The 18,609-nt window shown below is 37.1% G+C and carries 15 protein-coding genes; 3 read left to right on the forward strand and 12 right to left on the reverse strand.

The window, feature by feature from the left end; genetic code table 11:
- Positions 1-14: 14 nt before the first annotated feature.
- Both ahpC and D7029_RS09645 read right to left on the reverse strand, forming a co-directional pair.
- Complete coding sequence (ahpC, locus tag D7029_RS09640) at positions 15-578, reverse strand: alkyl hydroperoxide reductase subunit C (protein ID WP_006536680.1); 564 nt, start codon at positions 576-578, stop codon at positions 15-17.
- A gap of 282 nt (positions 579-860) precedes the next feature.
- Entirely contained in the window at positions 861-1,511 is a 651-nt protein-coding gene (locus D7029_RS09645) for a hypothetical protein (protein WP_228766766.1), read from the reverse strand.
- Positions 1,512-1,763: 252 nt separating this feature from the next.
- Here D7029_RS09645 and D7029_RS09650 point away from each other — a divergent pair, with 252 nt between their 5' ends.
- The gene (locus tag D7029_RS09650; RefSeq protein WP_194952559.1) at positions 1,764-2,549 is read left to right on the forward strand and encodes an ATP-grasp domain-containing protein; all 786 of its coding nucleotides are present in this window, start codon (positions 1,764-1,766) and stop codon (positions 2,547-2,549) included.
- A gap of 119 nt (positions 2,550-2,668) precedes the next feature.
- On the opposite strand, the gene D7029_RS09655 is transcribed toward D7029_RS09650, so the two are convergent.
- From D7029_RS09655 to D7029_RS09695, 9 genes are all read right to left on the reverse strand, one after another.
- On the reverse strand, positions 2,669-4,192 hold the full coding sequence (locus D7029_RS09655; RefSeq protein WP_194952560.1) for a carbohydrate porin: 1,524 nt from the start codon (positions 4,190-4,192) through the stop codon (positions 2,669-2,671).
- A gap of 696 nt (positions 4,193-4,888) precedes the next feature.
- The gene (locus tag D7029_RS09660; RefSeq protein WP_164996164.1) at positions 4,889-5,044 is read right to left on the reverse strand and encodes a hypothetical protein; all 156 of its coding nucleotides are present in this window, start codon (positions 5,042-5,044) and stop codon (positions 4,889-4,891) included.
- On the reverse strand, positions 5,037-6,038 hold the full coding sequence (locus D7029_RS09665) for a PadR family transcriptional regulator (protein WP_228766767.1): 1,002 nt from the start codon (positions 6,036-6,038) through the stop codon (positions 5,037-5,039). Before D7029_RS09665 ends, D7029_RS09660 begins: the two co-directional genes overlap by 8 nt.
- A gap of 383 nt (positions 6,039-6,421) precedes the next feature.
- Positions 6,422-8,260, reverse strand: a complete 1,839-nt coding sequence (locus tag D7029_RS09670) for a tyrosine decarboxylase (protein ID WP_194952561.1) — start codon at positions 8,258-8,260, stop codon at positions 6,422-6,424.
- A gap of 516 nt (positions 8,261-8,776) precedes the next feature.
- Complete coding sequence (locus D7029_RS09675) at positions 8,777-9,802, reverse strand: NAD(P)H-quinone oxidoreductase (RefSeq protein WP_194950546.1); 1,026 nt, start codon at positions 9,800-9,802, stop codon at positions 8,777-8,779.
- Positions 9,803-9,930: 128 nt separating this feature from the next.
- Positions 9,931-10,815 (reverse strand): 4Fe-4S binding protein, encoded by an 885-nt coding sequence (locus D7029_RS09680; RefSeq protein ID WP_088495501.1) that lies wholly within the window; start codon positions 10,813-10,815, stop codon positions 9,931-9,933.
- A 14-nt stretch (positions 10,816-10,829) separates the two neighbouring features.
- A complete protein-coding gene (locus D7029_RS09685) occupies positions 10,830-11,702 on the reverse strand; it encodes a dimethyl sulfoxide reductase anchor subunit family protein (protein WP_194950547.1) in 873 nt (290 codons plus the stop codon).
- Positions 11,699-12,328 carry a DMSO/selenate family reductase complex B subunit gene (locus tag D7029_RS09690; RefSeq protein ID WP_088495499.1) on the reverse strand — a complete coding sequence of 210 codons (630 nt, stop codon included), beginning with the start codon at positions 12,326-12,328 and terminating at the stop codon, positions 11,699-11,701. Before D7029_RS09690 ends, D7029_RS09685 begins: the two co-directional genes overlap by 4 nt.
- Complete coding sequence (locus D7029_RS09695) at positions 12,325-14,715, reverse strand: DMSO/selenate family reductase complex A subunit (RefSeq protein ID WP_194950548.1); 2,391 nt, start codon at positions 14,713-14,715, stop codon at positions 12,325-12,327. Before D7029_RS09695 ends, D7029_RS09690 begins: the two co-directional genes overlap by 4 nt.
- A gap of 572 nt (positions 14,716-15,287) precedes the next feature.
- Here D7029_RS09695 and D7029_RS09700 point away from each other — a divergent pair.
- Positions 15,288-16,046, forward strand: coding sequence for an FNR family transcription factor (locus tag D7029_RS09700; RefSeq protein WP_036912995.1), 759 nt, complete (start codon positions 15,288-15,290; stop codon positions 16,044-16,046).
- 141 nt (positions 16,047-16,187) lie between these two features.
- Complete coding sequence (gene uspE / locus D7029_RS09705; RefSeq protein WP_036912992.1) at positions 16,188-17,138, forward strand: universal stress protein UspE; 951 nt, start codon at positions 16,188-16,190, stop codon at positions 17,136-17,138.
- A 77-nt stretch (positions 17,139-17,215) separates the two neighbouring features.
- On the opposite strand, the gene pntB is transcribed toward uspE, so the two are convergent.
- The gene (pntB, locus tag D7029_RS09710; protein WP_088495497.1) at positions 17,216-18,604 is read right to left on the reverse strand and encodes a Re/Si-specific NAD(P)(+) transhydrogenase subunit beta; all 1,389 of its coding nucleotides are present in this window, start codon (positions 18,602-18,604) and stop codon (positions 17,216-17,218) included.
- Positions 18,605-18,609 lie beyond the last annotated feature (5 nt).

An 18,609-nucleotide genomic window follows, 5' to 3' on the forward strand; every position in this document is an offset into this window, starting at 1 on the left:
GGCTTAATTCTTATTTAGATTTTGCCAACTAAATCCAGTGATGGAGCTAAAGTTGCATCACCTTCTTTCCATTTTGCTGGGCAAACTTCGCCTGGGTGGCTAGCTACATACTGAGCAGCTTTAACTTTACGCAGCAGGTCTGATGCATCACGGCCAATGCCTTCAGCTGTGATTTCAATTGCTTGAATGATACCTTGTGGGTCAACAACGAAAGTACCACGGTCTGCAAGACCTTCGTTCTCACGCATATTTTCGAAGTTACGAGTTAATGCGCCAGTTGGGTCGCCAATCATGCCATATTTAATTTTACCGATAGTTTCTGAGCTGCTGTGCCATGCTTTATGGGTAAAATGTGTGTCAGTAGAAACTGAGTAAATTTCTACGCCCATTTTTTGGAACTCAGCATAATGATCAGCTAAGTCGCCTAATTCAGTTGGGCACACAAAAGTGAAGTCTGCAGGGTAAAAGAAGAAAACGCTCCATTTGCCTTCGACGTCCTTTTCAGTCACTTCTACGAATTGACCGTCTTTAAATGCCATGTTTTTGAATGGTTTGATTGGGGTATTAATTAAAGACATTGTATTTCCTCCTGTTTGGTATGGGTCTAATGTACCTATTCCACTTGAGAATAGCTAATACATTCCTGCTATCAGTTCAATAGGTTTTACCTAATGAGTTGAAGAAATTGATAGAGATAGGTTAACGAAATGTAGCTATTAAAGCAAATGTACAACAATCAAGTTTTGCCTACTTTCTATTAACCACGCTTTCTATTTAATATCCTTACCTTCAGTAACAACACAGTTATAACATTATGAATTATAAAATTAATATTTAATCTGTCGTAGATGAATTTAATATTACTGTGCTAATTTTGCAGGCTTTAGAATAGTGTAAGTACACTCAAATGCTGCCTTTTGAATACGATAAATATCTTGGTTATCCTTTGTGGATTGCACAACCGCATCGCCCGATTGGAAACGTTGCAATTCTCCCCAAGGTGCCTTCATTGCAAATGGAGGTGTAGAGTCAGGTACGATAAAGTAATTCATCTCAATGCCTTTGGGGGTAAAAGGCTGATAATCACTAGGATAAGACGCTAAATTAATTTCACTTTTCTCTGAGGTATTGTAACGCTGGGCGAATTTAGCTTTTCTTACCAAGATCTCCTCATTACCGGTTTCTGGGCAAATATTTTGTACTACCCAATCACCTGCTTTTGCGGGTTCAGAAACTGTTTCAACCCCTTCGCCTTTAATTATTGTAGTGATGATCTCACCTTCTTTGGCAGGCCTTGCTAATACAGGTTTTGTTTTAATTGCAACACCTGTGATCCCTGCTTGTTGAGCCAGAGTAAAGTAAGCTACACGTTCTTTTTGTGGCAACTGAGAAAGATCATTGGCAAATACAAATGAAGGAATTAAGGCTAAACCTATTAATAGTATTTTTGTTCTATTTTTCTTATAGGTTTTATCGTTATTTGAATTACTGTTTTGTATATAGAAAGACATTGAATTATTTCCTGATAAATATCATCCGTACTTAATACGCTATTTAAAGTCTGTAAACGCTAGACCGATTATGGCAGGAAATAAAACAATGGCACGAGCAAAATCAGTTACCTAATCGAGAAAAGATCAAAAAATCGAGAGATCTCACAACTTATAAAAGAGAACATGTAATTAAAAGAAAAAAGGTTCAAATTGTTAAATAAAGCGTTAGGATGCCTCTCATTAGATCCATTTAATTAAAAGAAATTACTTATGCAAATAATTTACCCTGACGATTATTCAAAAACAGGCAAACCTGATGAAGCCTTTGAACAAGAATATCTTTGCGCTCAAGCGCTAAATATTCATTGTTTGTTGCTCTCATCAGAAGATATGGCATTGGGTAAATATAAGTTTTCACATCCTTTTAAATCAGATCCTCCCGTTATTTGGCGTGGGTGGATGCTAAATAAAGACGAATATCAACAGTTATACCATGCTGTTAATACTCATGGTGGGCAAATGCTTGAAACTCCTGAAGATTATATTCAAAACCACCACATAACAGGTTGGTATGAAGCGTGTAAAGAATTCACACCAAAAACAGTATTCACAACTGAGGATATTGACTTTGAAAGCTTAACTCGCCAACTCCAATGGCCTGCCTATTTTGTGAAAGACTATGTGAAATCTTTAACAACTACGAGAGGTTCTATCGCCCAAAATGCTGATGAAATTAAAGAGATATTAAAACTTATTGCACAGTTTAGAGGTGATATTGAAGGTGGTGTGAGTCTTCGCTATGTTGAGGAATTTCTTAATGATAGTGAGCGTCGATATTTTGTTTTAAATAAGAAAATATTCTCTGCGGATGATGAAATTCCTGAGTTTGTGAAGAAAGTAGCGCAACAGGTAAACACACCTTTTTATTCCATTGATGTAGTCAAAAATACAGTGGGAGAATTACGCTTAGTTGAAGTTGGTGATGGGCAAGTATCGGATATTAAAGAGTGGTCAGCTGAAAAATTAACTAAGGCTTTTCTTTTATCTGGTATCTGATGTTTTATGTTCCAACAACTATGCAAATAATATAAAGACCTCAATTAACCAACAATACTCGGTATCTTGAAGTCTTTATATATAAACTCAATATCTAACAATAAGTACCAAAAATAAGGTTAAAATAGATATTTAAAGCGGATACGGGCACCGTAACGATCTTTATCACTGTTATGTACATTAATATCGTCTTTACCATCTATACGTGAATAATAAGCACCTAAATAGGTTTTAAAGTTATCCATATCTAAAATATTAGGTAGTTCATAAGAAGCAAATACAGTGTTGATATTATACTTACCAGGATTGAGCGTCAGATAGGTATCATTTTGACCACTATTGTTTCCGCTTTTTTGATAATAAGCTTTAATATCATTATGAGCGTAAATATAACCAAGTTGAAATTTACGCCATAAAACATTACTACCAACAGAAAAATCATTTTCATCTTTAGCGTCGAGATAAGCAGCACTTAAATTTGCAACAATGCCGTTAATTGGATCATCAGCTAAAGTGTCCCATTTTACAGTTAAGCCATAACCTGTACGTCGTGATTGATCTTGAAATTTTCCATTTTCATCATCATAACCATAGGCTTTACTTATCACGTTCGCATCTATTGCTCCTGCAATAGTTAAATTGTCTTTCTGCCAGGCAACAACAGGACGCATATAAATAACATTCTTACGGTTATCAAGTTTACGCCCATGATATTCATTGTCTTTAAAAACAGAAGTCCCATCTTCAACTAAAGCATTTAGCTCAAAATACCAATCGTTATAGTGTGTGTTAACCATCATGCTACCACCATCACTACTACGACCTCGCCCTTCTTTCATCATATAGATATAGCCAAAACCATCACCATATAAATCGTTTGCTGTATTACCTGAATACTCGACAAATGTATCTTGGTTTAGAGGAAACATATCGTAAGCTTCATAACGACCAATTTTATATTGCCATTTATCACGTTGACCAAAGTAGAAAACAGCATCATCTAGATTCATTTTACCCGTCATGTCAGCCATTGGCTGAGCACGAAAACCAGCATAATTACCGTTTTTTAATTCTCGCTCACCATCCACACCAATTAAAATACGCCCGTTAAGTGACCATTTTTCATTATCATCAAAATCTTTTTGATTACCGGGCATCATTCTCATCGATGTTAGTTGCCCTTTCTTACTAGCAGCATCGATATTATATTCAACATCACCATACAATTTGAGATCACCCCAATTTGTATTGGTAGAGAAAAAGCCTGTACTTTCATTATTTTTCGTACTAGCAAGCTGAGCAGATTGTTTTTGTTGGACTTCATTAAGTTGAGTTTGTGCAATGTTTACTTTTGCTTGAGCCTCATCAGATTGCTTTTCTAATATAGCAATGCGTTGCTCCATGTTGACGGTTGTAACATGATTCATTGCTTTCTTTTCTTGGGATAAACTGTTGGAATTAATTAATTGTTCAAGGCGAGCCGCTTTTTGTTCTGCAGCGGCAGCTCTAGCTTCAGCGGCGGTTGCACGTTGTTCAAGGGCATTTAACCTTGCTTCAATTGCACTTATATCGGTTTGTGCGTTTGCACATAATGGTGTAGCGAGTATTAAACTTATCACAACAGATAATGCTTTTACTTTCATTCGAATATTCCTAAGTTAGCAAATGTTGGTTTAACAGGTACGGCAAATACAAAACTATCGATTTTGTTAATCTATAGTTCTATCTAATGAGCGTATTGTTATTTTTATTCGATAATATTATTTAAATATCAATCGGTTATTCGCATCTTTATTTCTATTCTTAACAATAAATAAACCCATATCTTCATTACCTTGCCATTATCTTTACCGATTAACTTCCAGTATCATAAGCAAGACTATGTTTGAACTGAGGTACTTATTCTCGTTTAAGTACTTACAAACACTTATTATTTTGATTTGGTATTTAATTTATTGTTATTTCAGCATATCTCTGGTTTAAGTTTTCAAATTGTTTAATGGGTTCACTAACCTAAATAAAATAATCGTTAATATGGAACATTTCCACAATCATTTGTGATTTTTTTGAGGTTGGTACAATAACCTAAGAAAAAAGACATAAATGACCATCAAAAATGAGGGCATAGAAAGAAAATAAAGTGATTTATTAAGTAAGGTTTAAACCAAGCAAAAGATAGTTAAGATCTGAAGAGACTAATTTTATAACGGTATTGTTAGCTTCTATTATTTAGCAACCTTGCTATAAGAATAAGCTAATACGGTGAAGAGAGGATAAACAAAATGAGAAAGGTGAAGAGCTGACAGAGGTCATGTCATTATAACCTCCGTCCATCATTATCATATTCTGCCGGGTTTACGTAACGCTCTGCGAAAGTAAGAAACTGGCATTTTAGGGCAAATTTGTTCTTTTACTGCTGGATTATTTTCTAAATCATCTTTGTCTATTTCATTATTTCTTCTTGAATTTTGTAGCTGAGTATCTGTTTTATTCATCTTCCCTTTCCTCTGAGATCAATGCCTCATTAATAGCTTCAATTTTCTCAACTGCTTCATTAAGAATAGAAGCAATACGTCCTGCTCTTTCCACAGAGAGCTCTTTTAACACTAATTTATGGCGTAAAACGGCTTTTAATTTCCCAACAGCAGATTCAATTTCTTCAGAAACACCACCTGCGTTTTGAGATAAATCTCTCGCATAAGCCAGTTTTCTTTGAATATTGGCATCTATTTCCTGATGTTCTGCTAAAAATGCAGTACCTTCAGCTGTAATGCTGTAGTTTTTACGGCCTTTTTCAGCAATCGTAGCAACTAATAGATCTTGCTCTTCAAGTAGTGTTAGCGTCGGATAAATAACACCTGGGCTAGGTACATACAGTCCTGAAGAAGCCTCATCTATTTCTTTAATAATTTCATAACCATGACTTGGTTTTTTCGAGATCATGCTAAGTAACAGAACTCGTAAATCACCATGATCAAACATACGTTTTAATTGGCGGCCTTGGCCTTTTCCTCTGCCACCACATCCACGACCACGTTGTTTACCTTGACCTTCAGAACCATGCTCACCATGACAACACTCACCACGCCCTTTATGTCCATGACCGTGTTCACCGTGACGACATTCGCCACGTCCTTCGTGTCCATGACCGTGTTCACCGTGACGACATTCGCCACGTCCTTCGTGTCCATGACCGTGTTCACCGTGACGACATTCGCCACGTCCTTCGTGTCCATGACCGTGTTCACCGTGACAGCATTCACCGTGTCCTTCGTGTCCATGACCATGTTCACCGTGACAGCATTCACCATGTCCTTCGTGTCCATGACCATGTTCACCGTGACAACAATGCTCACCATGATGTTCTTGGTGTTGGCTATGTTTACCTTTACCGCCACAACGCCCTTTTCCGTGACCATGTCCATGACTACCATGTTCGCCATTTTCAGCACGCTGTTGATAAAGTGAGTTTAATGCTCGAATCATCATAAATATTCCCTCATTGTTTTAGATATATCGAATTTATGTAGTGCATAATAATCCGATATATCTAAATGATCAAGTTTTAGATATATCTAAATGCACATCTAAATTGATTTTCTTATTAACAATATGATTTATCTATGATTAATTTTTTAAAATATAGGCTTAATTATGAATGATTCTCATTCTCTAGCTTGCTTTTATGTGCTATCAATGAAAAGAAAAGTAGTAGCGAAGAAGAAAAAACAAAGTATCTTTAAAACAAGTTAAGTGACACCGTCACCTAGTGCTATTAAAAAAAAAGCGAAGATAATGAGTAATAACCCACTACTTCGCTTTTTAACAAAATTTATTTTAATTGTAGGAAATATAACAAAAACGAGATATCACTACTTATTATCTAATGCTGATAAAACCACTTCCTTAATATATTGATATCCAGCTTCAATCTGTTGTTCGTCACAGGTTTCAGTACTTTTTATAGTCAACTGCAACAAATTTAAGTGTTTGATAGTTTCCCACTCATTGTCATCAAAATCACACTCAGAACAAAACTGTGCTGGTGCATCATCGCTATTACGAGCACAAAGCGTTAACAGACTTAAATCTTGTTTATGATGACTTTTTACAACCAAGTTTTCATGGATTGTTTTATTAAGGTCATTTTGCGTTTCTAGGCTCTTATTTCCTTTTCTTACAATCGCAAAATTTAGTTTATTAAAGTCAGATGCAGATAAAACACGAATGTAATAGTGCTTACCTTCTTTTTCGAAAGCCGTTGCTTGATTAAAAAATTGCTCAAGTTTGACGCGCGTTTCCCATTGAATTTGTGCATATTTTCCATATCCAGATGAAGTAAAAGGATAGAGTTGATGCACACTCCACATCGACGCTACTGCGGGTGCAGATTGAATACCATCAATTTTAGGAACATCATCCGCTTGCTCTGGGCATAATCTAGGAGGATTTGTTAAAAAACGACTAATACGTGCATCTTTAATACATACAACACCCGTAGGATATGGTGAAAATCCAGCTTGAAACGGTTCGAAAGAGACTGAATCAGCGAGAGAAAGTTGTGTGATACTTTCATATATTTCGGGTGTCAATTCAAGTAATGGGGCTTCTTTTTTTAATTTCTTACACAAAATCTGATAAGGGATAAGATCGTAATTATCATCAAGAAATAAGCTTTTCATATAACCAAATTGAGATGCATCAATATGGATATAAAATGAATTGTTGAATTTTTCCTCGCACTCTTTTCTTAGTTCAAAAAGTGGCTTTAACTTATCAACACAACCATAAGACGGTGCGCCTAATATTCCTATGACGCCAAGAATTGGCTCACCTTGTTCAATCAGACGAAAAACAATACTGCGTGTTTTTTCAATATCAGTTTTAAATGTTTCATCAATAGGCAATGCAATAAGGTTGTCATACCCCAACCCAAGTATATCCATTGCTTTTTTCCAAAATTCAAAACGGGAAACAGGAACCAGTAGTTTTCCTAAATGCATTGTTTTTGTCATGCCCGTTCCTCGGCATGTTAGATGACTAACATCATCAAAAATCCCGCGCTCATTGAGTTGTTCGCTTATTGCTAAAATATCCGTGACAGACATATTGAATAACTCAAATGCTTTTTTATCTGCAACCAAATCTCGTGATTTTGGATGACGAGCAATTGCCATTGGTAATGTTTTTAAATTTCTGAGCGCCCATAATATTTCATAGCAAGCAAGAGTATGGCTTGTTGTGATATGACCAAATGCATCTTCGGATGAAAAACCAATTAACTTACAGAGATCATCTGTAATTTTCCTTTCTTGCTCTTTTAGTAAGGGGGAATGGTTATTAAAAACATTATCTGAATTGTATACTAATGCAGAAAGATAACCGAATTTCGCCAATTGCATCACTTGTGAATGATGATGAGAAAAATAAGGTTCAATATCAGATTGATTATAAATATTTTGCTGTTTTAAAGTCTCTAAAATACTTTCATAAGCATGATCTACTGCTTTTTTTTCAATAGTATTACTTTTTATTTTAGCGTCTAAACTCTCGCTATTATTTCTTTTCACTTTATTTTCTTTAGGAAAAGAATACTCACTATTCATTAGTATTTTTGCCATCTCTCGATGATAACATGTAAGGGTATCAACGGTTCGGGTATAGTATACACGCTCTGTAGCACTCAGACAGGTTTGTTTGTAATTTGCCATCATCGCACCTATATATAAATTTTTATTATCTGTTTTAATGAGAATTATGTTTATTGATCGTTAATAATTAACCTTTATTCAAATGATATACTACATGATGAGTAAGAATCTTCTTTATTTTATTGATATTAGTTAATATTTTTCTAATTTAATTTAAGTAACTGACACTTTGAGGATAAATGATTTAGCTTTATTTGTTAGTTTCTTTAACTTATTATCAATTTTGATTTAAGTTATATTTCTGTGGATGTGATATTATTTTTGCTAAGGTCAATACTTAAATCTCCCCTAATTAGAATCAATGAGTAATTATATCGCTTAACACCCATTATAAAGAATAGATATTAAATTACTTATCTAAAATAGGAATTTATTTATTTAAATGTAATTCATTTTTTCTTCAATATATAAAAAAACACATGAAATATTGAACATGTGTTTTTCGGAATATTCGCTTTTTATGAAGGAAAATAATTCCTTACTCTTATATCAAATAAGTTTTAAATACTCTTACTTTTACTCTTTTTTGTTATAAGGTAAGATTTCAAGCATCACTTTACCAATTAAATCACCAGACTCCATTAATTGATGTGCTTTTCCCACTTCTTTTAATGGGAAAATAGCATTAATGATTGGCTTAATTTTCCCTTCAGCAATAAGTGGCCACACTTGTTGTTTCAGCTCTTGCGCAATTTGTGCCTTCTCGTCTATTGAGCGAGAACGCATCGTTGAACCAGTATGAATTAAACGCTTAATCATCATTGGCATCATATTTAAATTTTGGGGCATTCCTTTCATCATACCTACTTGTATAACGCGCCCAAATTTGCCGGCAACTTGATAATTCTTTTCTACGTAATCCCCACCAATAATATCAAGGATGACATCAATGCCTTTCCCTTCCGTTAAAATAGGAATTTCTTTAGCAAAATCGGCTTGTTTGTAGTTGATGACATAATCAGCGCCGAGATCACGAGCTACGGCCGCTTTTTCTTCAGAGCCAACCGTTGTATAAACTGTTGCACCAATTGTATGAGCAAGCATTATCGCAGTTGAACCGATCCCCGAGGTTCCTCCATGAATAAGAACAGATTCACCTTGTTTTAGTTTTCCTAACTGAAATAAATTTGCCCAGACGGTAAAAAAATTCTCAGGCAATGCAGCTGCTTCAATATCTGTTAAATTCATTGATGGTAATGCGATGTCTTCATGAGCAATACAGTATTGAGCGTAACCTCCACCAGCAACTAAAGCACAAACTCTATCTCCCAGTTGCCATTTAGTGCAGTTCTCACCTAATGCAACAACTTCTCCAGCAACTTCAAGACCCGGAATAGGTGAAGCATCGGCTGGTGGCGGATAACTACCTTGGCGTTGAAAAATATCAGGACGATTAACACCAGAAGCGGCAACTTTGATCAAAAGATAATGTGGGGGAACTGAAGGTATCGGTGATAGCTGAGATTGTAATTTATCTATACCGCCCGGCTCTGTGATGGCAATTTCTAGCATATCCGCAGGTAAAACAGTTGTTTTCATCATTTGCTCCCATTTTATTTAGTCACAATCGGAATTTAATGATAAATAAGCAAAATCAACACCCTGTTTCTGATTTTAATCAGGGTGTTAGCTTATAAAGCAATAAATAACTGAAGTGCATTGGAGAGAGATTATAACCAACCTTGCTTCTGATGTTGTATGCAAATCGGGCACAATTTTGCTTCTGGCGTCCATGATAAAAAAGCTAAACGACATTTTTCACAATGAGCATCATAATAATGATAGTGTGTGGGTTCGTTATTTTTAGCAACTTGTTCATTAACATGAATAGATTTAGGAAAACAAACCACTTCACAACTCATACAACCCGTACAGCGCTTTTCATCAAGTGTGAATATATTATTTTCAAGTTCAATCGCACCTTCATCACACACTTTGGCGCAGGCGGAACAAAGAATACAACTGTCTTTATCTAACTGAATTTGGAACCAACTGTCTTCAGGATAAAGTTGTTTTCTTGCATTTAATCCTGTTCTTACTTGATTTTTATTAAGTGGTTTCTCATCCAGTTTTTGACGAAAAAGCATAAAGCGACGCCCACTATCAATATCAGTAGGCTCTGTGATAATCAATTGCCAAATAGGCTCTTGTAACGTTTTTAATTGAAGATTTAAGTTTGCTAAAACAGGAAGCCATTTATCCACTAAAGGCTGTGCTATCTTCATGCCTCTAATTTGATATTGGCGATGCCACACTAATAATTCTTCTGTACTTGCTAACGGCTCATCATGATTAACAACAAGGTAATTATCTTGATGTGTTCTTTCATGGGGTGCGATATTTTCTATCGCATCGACAGGACAAGTGAATAGGCAATTACCACATTGAAAACAGAGCTCATTGTCTATTTTTACATCTAAGTGTGCAAAAGTGATAGCGCCCACAGGGCAAACTTTGGAGCAACTATCACATAGGCTTTGTTTGAGGCGTTTTCTAACACATTTATCATTAATAATTGGTTCAGGAGGAAGATCCACCTTAATAAAACGCCTCATACATCACTACTCCACTACTTAACAATAAAGAATGCAAAACGATTAAGAACTTCTGCAATCAGTACTATTGCGCTACTCGCTAACACCATACGCAATCCTGAAGTAAATACAGCATTGCGATATTTCCATACGCTGTATCCCATCATTAAAATACCAAGAACTGACATAAACCATGCAGATATTCTTAATCCGAATGTTTCATTATACGCAATGATAGGCGTATGAGGGAACGTTATTGCATCATTTGTTGAAATGACTGCTGACATCCATTCCAAATAGAACGGCTGTACAGCCATACGTATTGTTACCGCAAGAAAAACAACCACTAATGCACTTATTACAACCTTTTTTGCTAATTCATCATTCACAAATGCTTTAATACGAAACGCAGTTATTGATAATGCAATGACCGCACCTGCTGCAAATAATGCCCCTATAAACATAAAATAGGTATTTGCATGCATCCATGTCAGCATTGAGGTGTTGTAATACAGAGACGCCATGCAGAATATATCGATAATGCCAAGTAAACCAATAATTGCCAGTATGGTTCTATTCATATGCCCTTTTATCAAAATAACTAAGGTATAAAGGCATAATGCACCAAGATAAATTGCAGCAAATATGATTTCACGACTTAGCCATGATGAAGAGATATGGCGTAATGCATGAAAAGCATTCCAAGGATATCCCATGTGTAAAGTTGACGCTAATAATCCTAAGCAACCTAAAATGGCTGCTGTTAATAACACAGGACGCATAGCAACGGTTGCTCTTTGATTACCAATTTCTTTTTCTAGCCAGCAAAAATAAAGTGCGGTGAAAATAGTCACACCCACAGAACTTTGGACGAACAAAGTAAAGGTAACTAATGGCCATTCACTCATGCTTTAACTCCTCCCTTTTTCGTCGCACCAGTATGAGGTTTGATAACTAAATTCGGATTGGTCATCGTAAAATCGGGTAATCCTTGAACTTGGTTTAAATGCCCATACTTCGCTCTTAGATCTTTAATTTTGCCAAACTTAATCGCATTTAGCGGACAGGTATCAACACAAATTGGATTTTTGCCTTCGGCTAATAAATCGATACAAAAATCGCATTTTGACATTTGTCCGGTTTCTTCATTCATTTGTGGTGCGCCGTAAGGACATGACCAAGCACAATATCCACAACCGACACATTTAGAAGTATCTACACGAACAATGCCATCACCTTCACGCTTATGCATTGCAGTTGTCGGACAGTTTTTCACACAGACAGGTGAATCGCAGTGGTTACAAGATATGGTTAATGTATAAGCAAAAACATTATTAACCAGACCGCCTTGTCCTGTTGGAGCAAAGCCTCCGCCTTTTACTTCATAAATACGGCGAAAACGGCGTCCTACTTCCAAGTTATTTTTGTCTTTGCATGCCACTTGGCAAGCTTTACAACCAGAGCAACGAGAGGAATCAATAAAGAAACCGAGCTGTTCATCACTCACCGGTGCATATTCTTTAAAGTCACTCATGCTTTGGCTACCTCAACTAAAACGGTTAAATGCGAGTTACCATGGGCTAGTGGTGTCATTCGTGTTGATGTTAAAACATTAGGACATCCACCATGATCAACACCATTTTCATCAGGTGTCCACCATGCACCAGCTTGCAGTCCAACCACACCAGGAATAATGCGTTGTGTAACCAATGCTGGGATTTGAGTTATTCCTCTGTCGTTATAGACACGCACCATATCGCCATTTTTGATACCTCTATTTTCAGCATCAATCGGGTTTATCCATGCTTCTTGGCGTTGTGCTTCTTGTAACCAAGGGTTGGCATATTGTGTTGAGTTTGCACGGTTCTTCCCTTTCCAAGTTAGCATTTGCAATGGATATTTTGCTGTTAACTTATCTTCAGGGCCTTCAATAGCGGGAACATAATGAGATAACGCAGGAATATCCGGATTATTCATGTCATAAAGACGCTTAGAGAAAATCTCAATTTTTCCTGATGGCGTTGGGAATGGATTATTCGCAAAGTCATTAATATTTTCTTCAAAGGCAACAAAAGGTTCATCTTTGAAAAGATAACGACGTGTTTTTACTAGCTCTTCAAAATTAGGAAAATCAGGTCTATCTTGGAAACGCTCTTTATTGGTATCAACAAGATGAGCTATCCACTCTTTTTCACTTCGACCTTCGGTAAACGCCTCTTTTACTCCCATTTTTTCTGCTACATCTGTTATCCACTCATAATCAGAACGGCGCTCAAAAGCTGGCTCAACCACTTTTTCAGACAAAAGAAAATAGTTACCCGTTCCCCATGTATTACCAATGTTCCAACGCTCTAGAAAACTGGTTTCAGGTAAAACAAGATCGGCATATTTTGCAGATGGAGAGAGATATAAATCACTAGCAACAATAAATTCAACTTTTGAATCATCAGCTAATAATTTAGCTGCCGCATTTACATCTGGGTTTTGATTAACTAAATAGTTACCGGCTAAAGAAAATATCATTTTGATATTGGTATCGAGTTTATCAACACCTAAAAGACCATCTTCAACACGTACTTGGCTTGCATCATCAACCGCTTGCATCCAATTCATGATGGAAATTTGCGCTTTAATTGGGTTCTTCCCAACATTCGGACCACGCATAGATTGACGATTACCAATACCGCCGTAACCTGCCGCCCACGCCCCCTTTTTGCCCACATTTCCAGTAATTGCAGCGAGTAATGTTGAACCACGCGCACTACGCTCACCACAAATATGGCGTTGAGGTCCCCAACCTTGAATTAAGGCTGCTGGTTTTGTCATGGCATATTCGCGTGCCAATTGACGAATGGTGTTTGCGGGTACTCGAGTGATTTTCTCTGCCCATTCAGGCGTTTTTTCTATTCCATCTTTTTGACCTGTTAAATAAGCCACCAAGGACTCATTAGCAGGAACACCTTCTGGCATATGCTCTTCATCAAAACCAACGACATATTTATCAATAAAAGGTTTGTCATGAAGGTTTTCGGTGACAATGACATACATCATTGCATCCATTAAGGCATTATCAGTTGTTGGTAAAAGAGGTATCCATTGGTCAGCAAGAGATTGTGCCGTATCTGAATAACGAGGATCGACCACTATAAACTTGGTACCTTTATTTTTCATTTTTTGAAAATAATGGTTTGTATGACCAAAGATGGTTTCATTAGGGTTATGACCCCATAAAATCACTAGTGGCGTATCTTCAAGCGTATCGAGTGAACTGCCTGTTTTGGATATGCCGTAAGTATACGGAGTAACTTTGACCGTATTCCCTAAACTAACAGAATGGTAATAAGGTAAGTATCCACCTGTTAAATTAAAGAGTTTCTTCATCATGGTATCACCAGAGAAGATCCCCCCTGTTACAGCGGTATTGACGGTTAAAAAGCGGCTTGCTGCACCATGTTTTTCGGTTAAACGCGTAATATTTTCTGCAATAAGCGTTGTGGCTTCATCCCATGAAATACGTTCAAATTTACCTTCACCGCGTTTACCCACGCGTTTCATTGGATATTTTAGTCTGTCTGCATGATAAGAAAATTTACGATAACCTCTGCCTCGCACGCACGCTCTCATAACAGGCATCATTTCATCTAATTCATTATCAGGTCTTGTTGTGATCCGTGTGACAATCCCTTCTTTTATATGGGCACGAATATCGCACTTACCACCACAGTCAAAAGTACTACATGTTGCTACGACGGTAGCTGGGTTTCCGTCCATTTTTGCAATAGGCAAACTGTCATCCGCATTAGCTTGTGCATTTCGTGCGAAAAATGGCACCGTAACTAATGCAGCGCTCGCTTGAACAAAGTGGCGACGGCTTAGCGACATCATCCCTTTGTTTTTCTCACTTTTTTCTATTTTTTTCATTAGTTTATCATTCTCACATAACAACTCTCATCAGTAAAAATGATAGAATATAGTGGTAAACCCTCATTGATGTACATCAATACCACTAAAGAGGTAATAGAATGTTTCAATATTCCGCACTTCTTTGCAGATCCCCCACTTTTTATAAGGAAAAGCTAATTCAAGGTAGCATTAAGTTGTATCAAAAATACATCTAGTTAACTTTACCTAATTTTTTGTTATAAAAATAAAGAGTTATGCAAAAAAAACACGAATTTAAGGTAAAGCAGTAAATAAAATGTCAATATAAAGATAGAAAATATTGAAGCGCATCTTCATTTTTGGCTTTTGACAAGGATAATTTAGTAATAGCACTATGACTTCGTTAGAAAATCGAATAATATACCAATTGAGTATAGGGTTAGCGCAAATTGTTCTAAATAGACCTTTAAGCAAAACATTGTTTTTATCAAGATACATGTTTTGTTACATTCAGAATTATTTCCACACGTATCGTTATTCCCCTTACTAATTACTGCAATATGTGTTAAAATTGACGCATATCAATATTTTTATTTGTAATGAGCAAGCTTATGATCCCAGAAAAACGCGTCGTTCGCCGAATCCAATCTGGCGGTTGTGCAATCCATTGTCAGGATTGCAGTATTAGCCAGCTCTGCATCCCGTTTACTTTAAACGAGCATGAGCTTGATCAACTCGATAATATTATCGAGCGTAAAAAGCCCATCCAAAAAGGTCAAACCTTGTTTAAAGCAGGTGATGAGCTGAAATCACTTTATGCCATACGTTCTGGTACAATTAAAAGTTATACCATTACGGAAGAAGGCGACGAGCAAATAACAGGATTTCATCTTGCTGGTGATTTGGTTGGCTTTGACGCCATTATTAATACTGAACACCCAAGTTTCGCACAAGCTTTAGAAACGTCTATGGTTTGTGAAATTCCATTCGAAACTTTGGATGACCTGTCAGGCAAAATGCCTAACTTACGTCAACAAATGATGCGCCTAATGAGTGGTGAAATCAAAGGTGACCAAGAGATGATCTTACTGCTCTCGAAAAAGAATGCAGAAGAACGTCTGGCTGCTTTTATTTATAACCTCTCTCGCCGTTTCGCACAGCGTGGTTTTTCTCCTCGTGAATTCCGTTTAACCATGACTCGTGGTGATATCGGTAATTACTTAGGTTTAACCGTTGAAACGATTAGCCGCTTACTTGGTCGCTTCCAGAAAAGTGGCATGTTAAGCGTTAAAGGCAAATACATTACTATCGAAGATAGTACATTGTTAAGTGAACTTGCAGGCAAGCTTCCTTCATCAGTTGAAGTTTAATCTGTTACATTTCACATACTAATTTTATAACGGGGCACACAAATTTGTGCCCCGTTTTCTATTTTGTGCTATTGCATTTTATCTTCTTGGGTTATCTTTAAATTGTAGATGGATAAATCCAGCCCTAAAGAGGATATTACAATGGAAAAATATCAAAACCTTCTCGTTGTCATTGATCCTAACCAAGATGACCAACCGGCACTTCGTCGTGCTGTCTATATCGTTCAGCGTAATGGTGGGCGGATAAAAGCTTTTCTACCTGTTTATGATCTCTCTTATGACATGACAACCCTTTTATCTCCCGATGAACGCAATGCAATGCGTAAAGGTGTTATCAGCCAAAAGGCGGCTTGGATCAAACAACAAGCACGCTATTACCTTGAAGCCGGTATAGAGATTGATATCAAAGTCATTTGGCATAATCGCCCTTATGAAGCAATTATTGAAGAAGTCGTAGCACATCAACATGACTTACTGATTAAAATGGCCCACCAACATGATAAATTAGGTTCGCTTATTTTTACCCCGCTTGATTGGCAATTGCTTAGAAAATGCCCTTGCCCTGTTTGGATGGTCAAAGATAAAGAGTGGCCTGAATACGGTACTATCGTTGTCGCCGCAAATTTATCAAATGAAGAATCTTATCATGACGCGCTTAATCTAAAACTGATTGAGCTAACAACCGACTTATCTCATCGCATACAAAAAGATCCCGACGTCCATTTACTTAGCGCCTACCCTGTTGCGCCTATTAATATTGCGATTGAGTTACCTGATTTTGATCCAAATCTTTATAACAATGCATTACGTGGTCAGCATCTTATTGCGATGAAAGAGCTGCGCCAGAAATTCTGTATTCCAGAAGAGAAAACACATGTTAAAGAAGGATTGCCAGAGCAAGTGATCCCTCAAGTCTGTGAAGAGTTAAACGCTGGGATTGTCGTTTTGGGTATTTTAGGAAGAACGGGTCTTTCTGCCGCATTCTTAGGAAATACAGCCGAACAACTTATTGACCATATTAAGTGTGATTTATTAGCAATTAAACCGGATGGTTTTACCTGCCCCATTACTGTTGATAGTGATCACGACTAAACTTATTGCTCTGTTGCCATTAAAAAAGCCAGTCAAAAAAAATCGACTGGCTTTTTACTATTCGCTATCTGTATCTATTACAGCGCTTTTAAAATTGCATCCACACTGGCTTTAGCATCACCAAACAACATTTGTGTATTCTCTTTAAAGAACAGTGGATTTTGAACCCCTGCATAACCTGTATTCATTGAGCGTTTAAACACAATAACATTCTGCGCTTTCCACACTTCTAATACTGGCATACCTGCAATTGGGCTATTTGGATCATCTTGTGCCGCTGGGTTTACTGTATCGTTAGCGCCAATAACTAAAACGGTATCAGTGTCAGAGAAATCATCATTAATCTCATCCATTTCTAATACAACGTCATAAGGTACTTTAGCTTCTGCTAATAACACATTCATATGGCCCGGTAAACGCCCAGCTACTGGGTGAATACCAAAACGCACTTTCACACCACGTTGGCGTAATTTTTCAGTAATATCATGTACAGGATATTGTGCTTGAGCAACCGCCAATCCATAACCCGGAGTGATAATAACTGATGTTGAGTTTTTCAGCATATCAGCCACTTCTTCAGCGGTTGTTTCGCGATACTCACCCATTTCACCTTCTTCTGTTGAAGCTGAGCCATCAGTACCAAATCCGCCAGCTATTACGCTAATAAAAGAGCGATTCATCGCCTTACACATAATATAAGAAAGGATTGCACCTGAAGAACCTACTAATGCACCCGTTACAATCAACAGGTCATTACTTAGCATAAAGCCCGCAGCCGCAGCCGCCCATCCTGAGTAAGAGTTCAGCATCGAAACAACAACTGGCATATCCGCACCACCAATTGATGCAACTAAATGCCAACCAAATGCTAAGGCAATTACAGTCATTACGATGATTAAGAAAACTTGTAAACCGACACTGTCAGTTTTAACAAACCAAACCATCAATAAGAAAGAAACAACTAAAGCTGCAAGATTTAATTTATGGCGATTAGGTAACATCATCGGTTTAGATGACATTTTTCCACTTAATTTACCATAAGCGACAATTGAACCCGTAAATGTAACAGCACCAATGAAGATCCCTAAAAAGACTTCTGTTAGGTGAATATTCACCATTACAGGTTCCATTGCTGTATTGTGGTCAAGATAACTGTTAAAACCTACTAAAACCGCCGCTAAACCTACAAAACTATGTAAGATTGCGACCAATTCTGGCATCTGAGTCATTTCGACTTTTTTAGCTAAACGAATACCAATAACGGCACCGATTACCATTGCAATAATGATCCAACCCACATTACCAGCATAAGGCCCGAAAATGGTTGCGAACAGTGCAATTGCCATCCCTGCAATACCAAAGTAGTTACCTTGTTTAGAGGTTTCATGCTTTGATAAGCCGGCAAGGCTGAAAATAAATAATATCGCGGCGACAATATATGCCGCTGTAACAACTCCGCTGGACATAATTG

It is taken from the genome of Proteus vulgaris (genome assembly GCF_016647575.1).
GTDB classification, from domain to species: domain Bacteria; phylum Pseudomonadota; class Gammaproteobacteria; order Enterobacterales; family Enterobacteriaceae; genus Proteus; species Proteus mirabilis_B.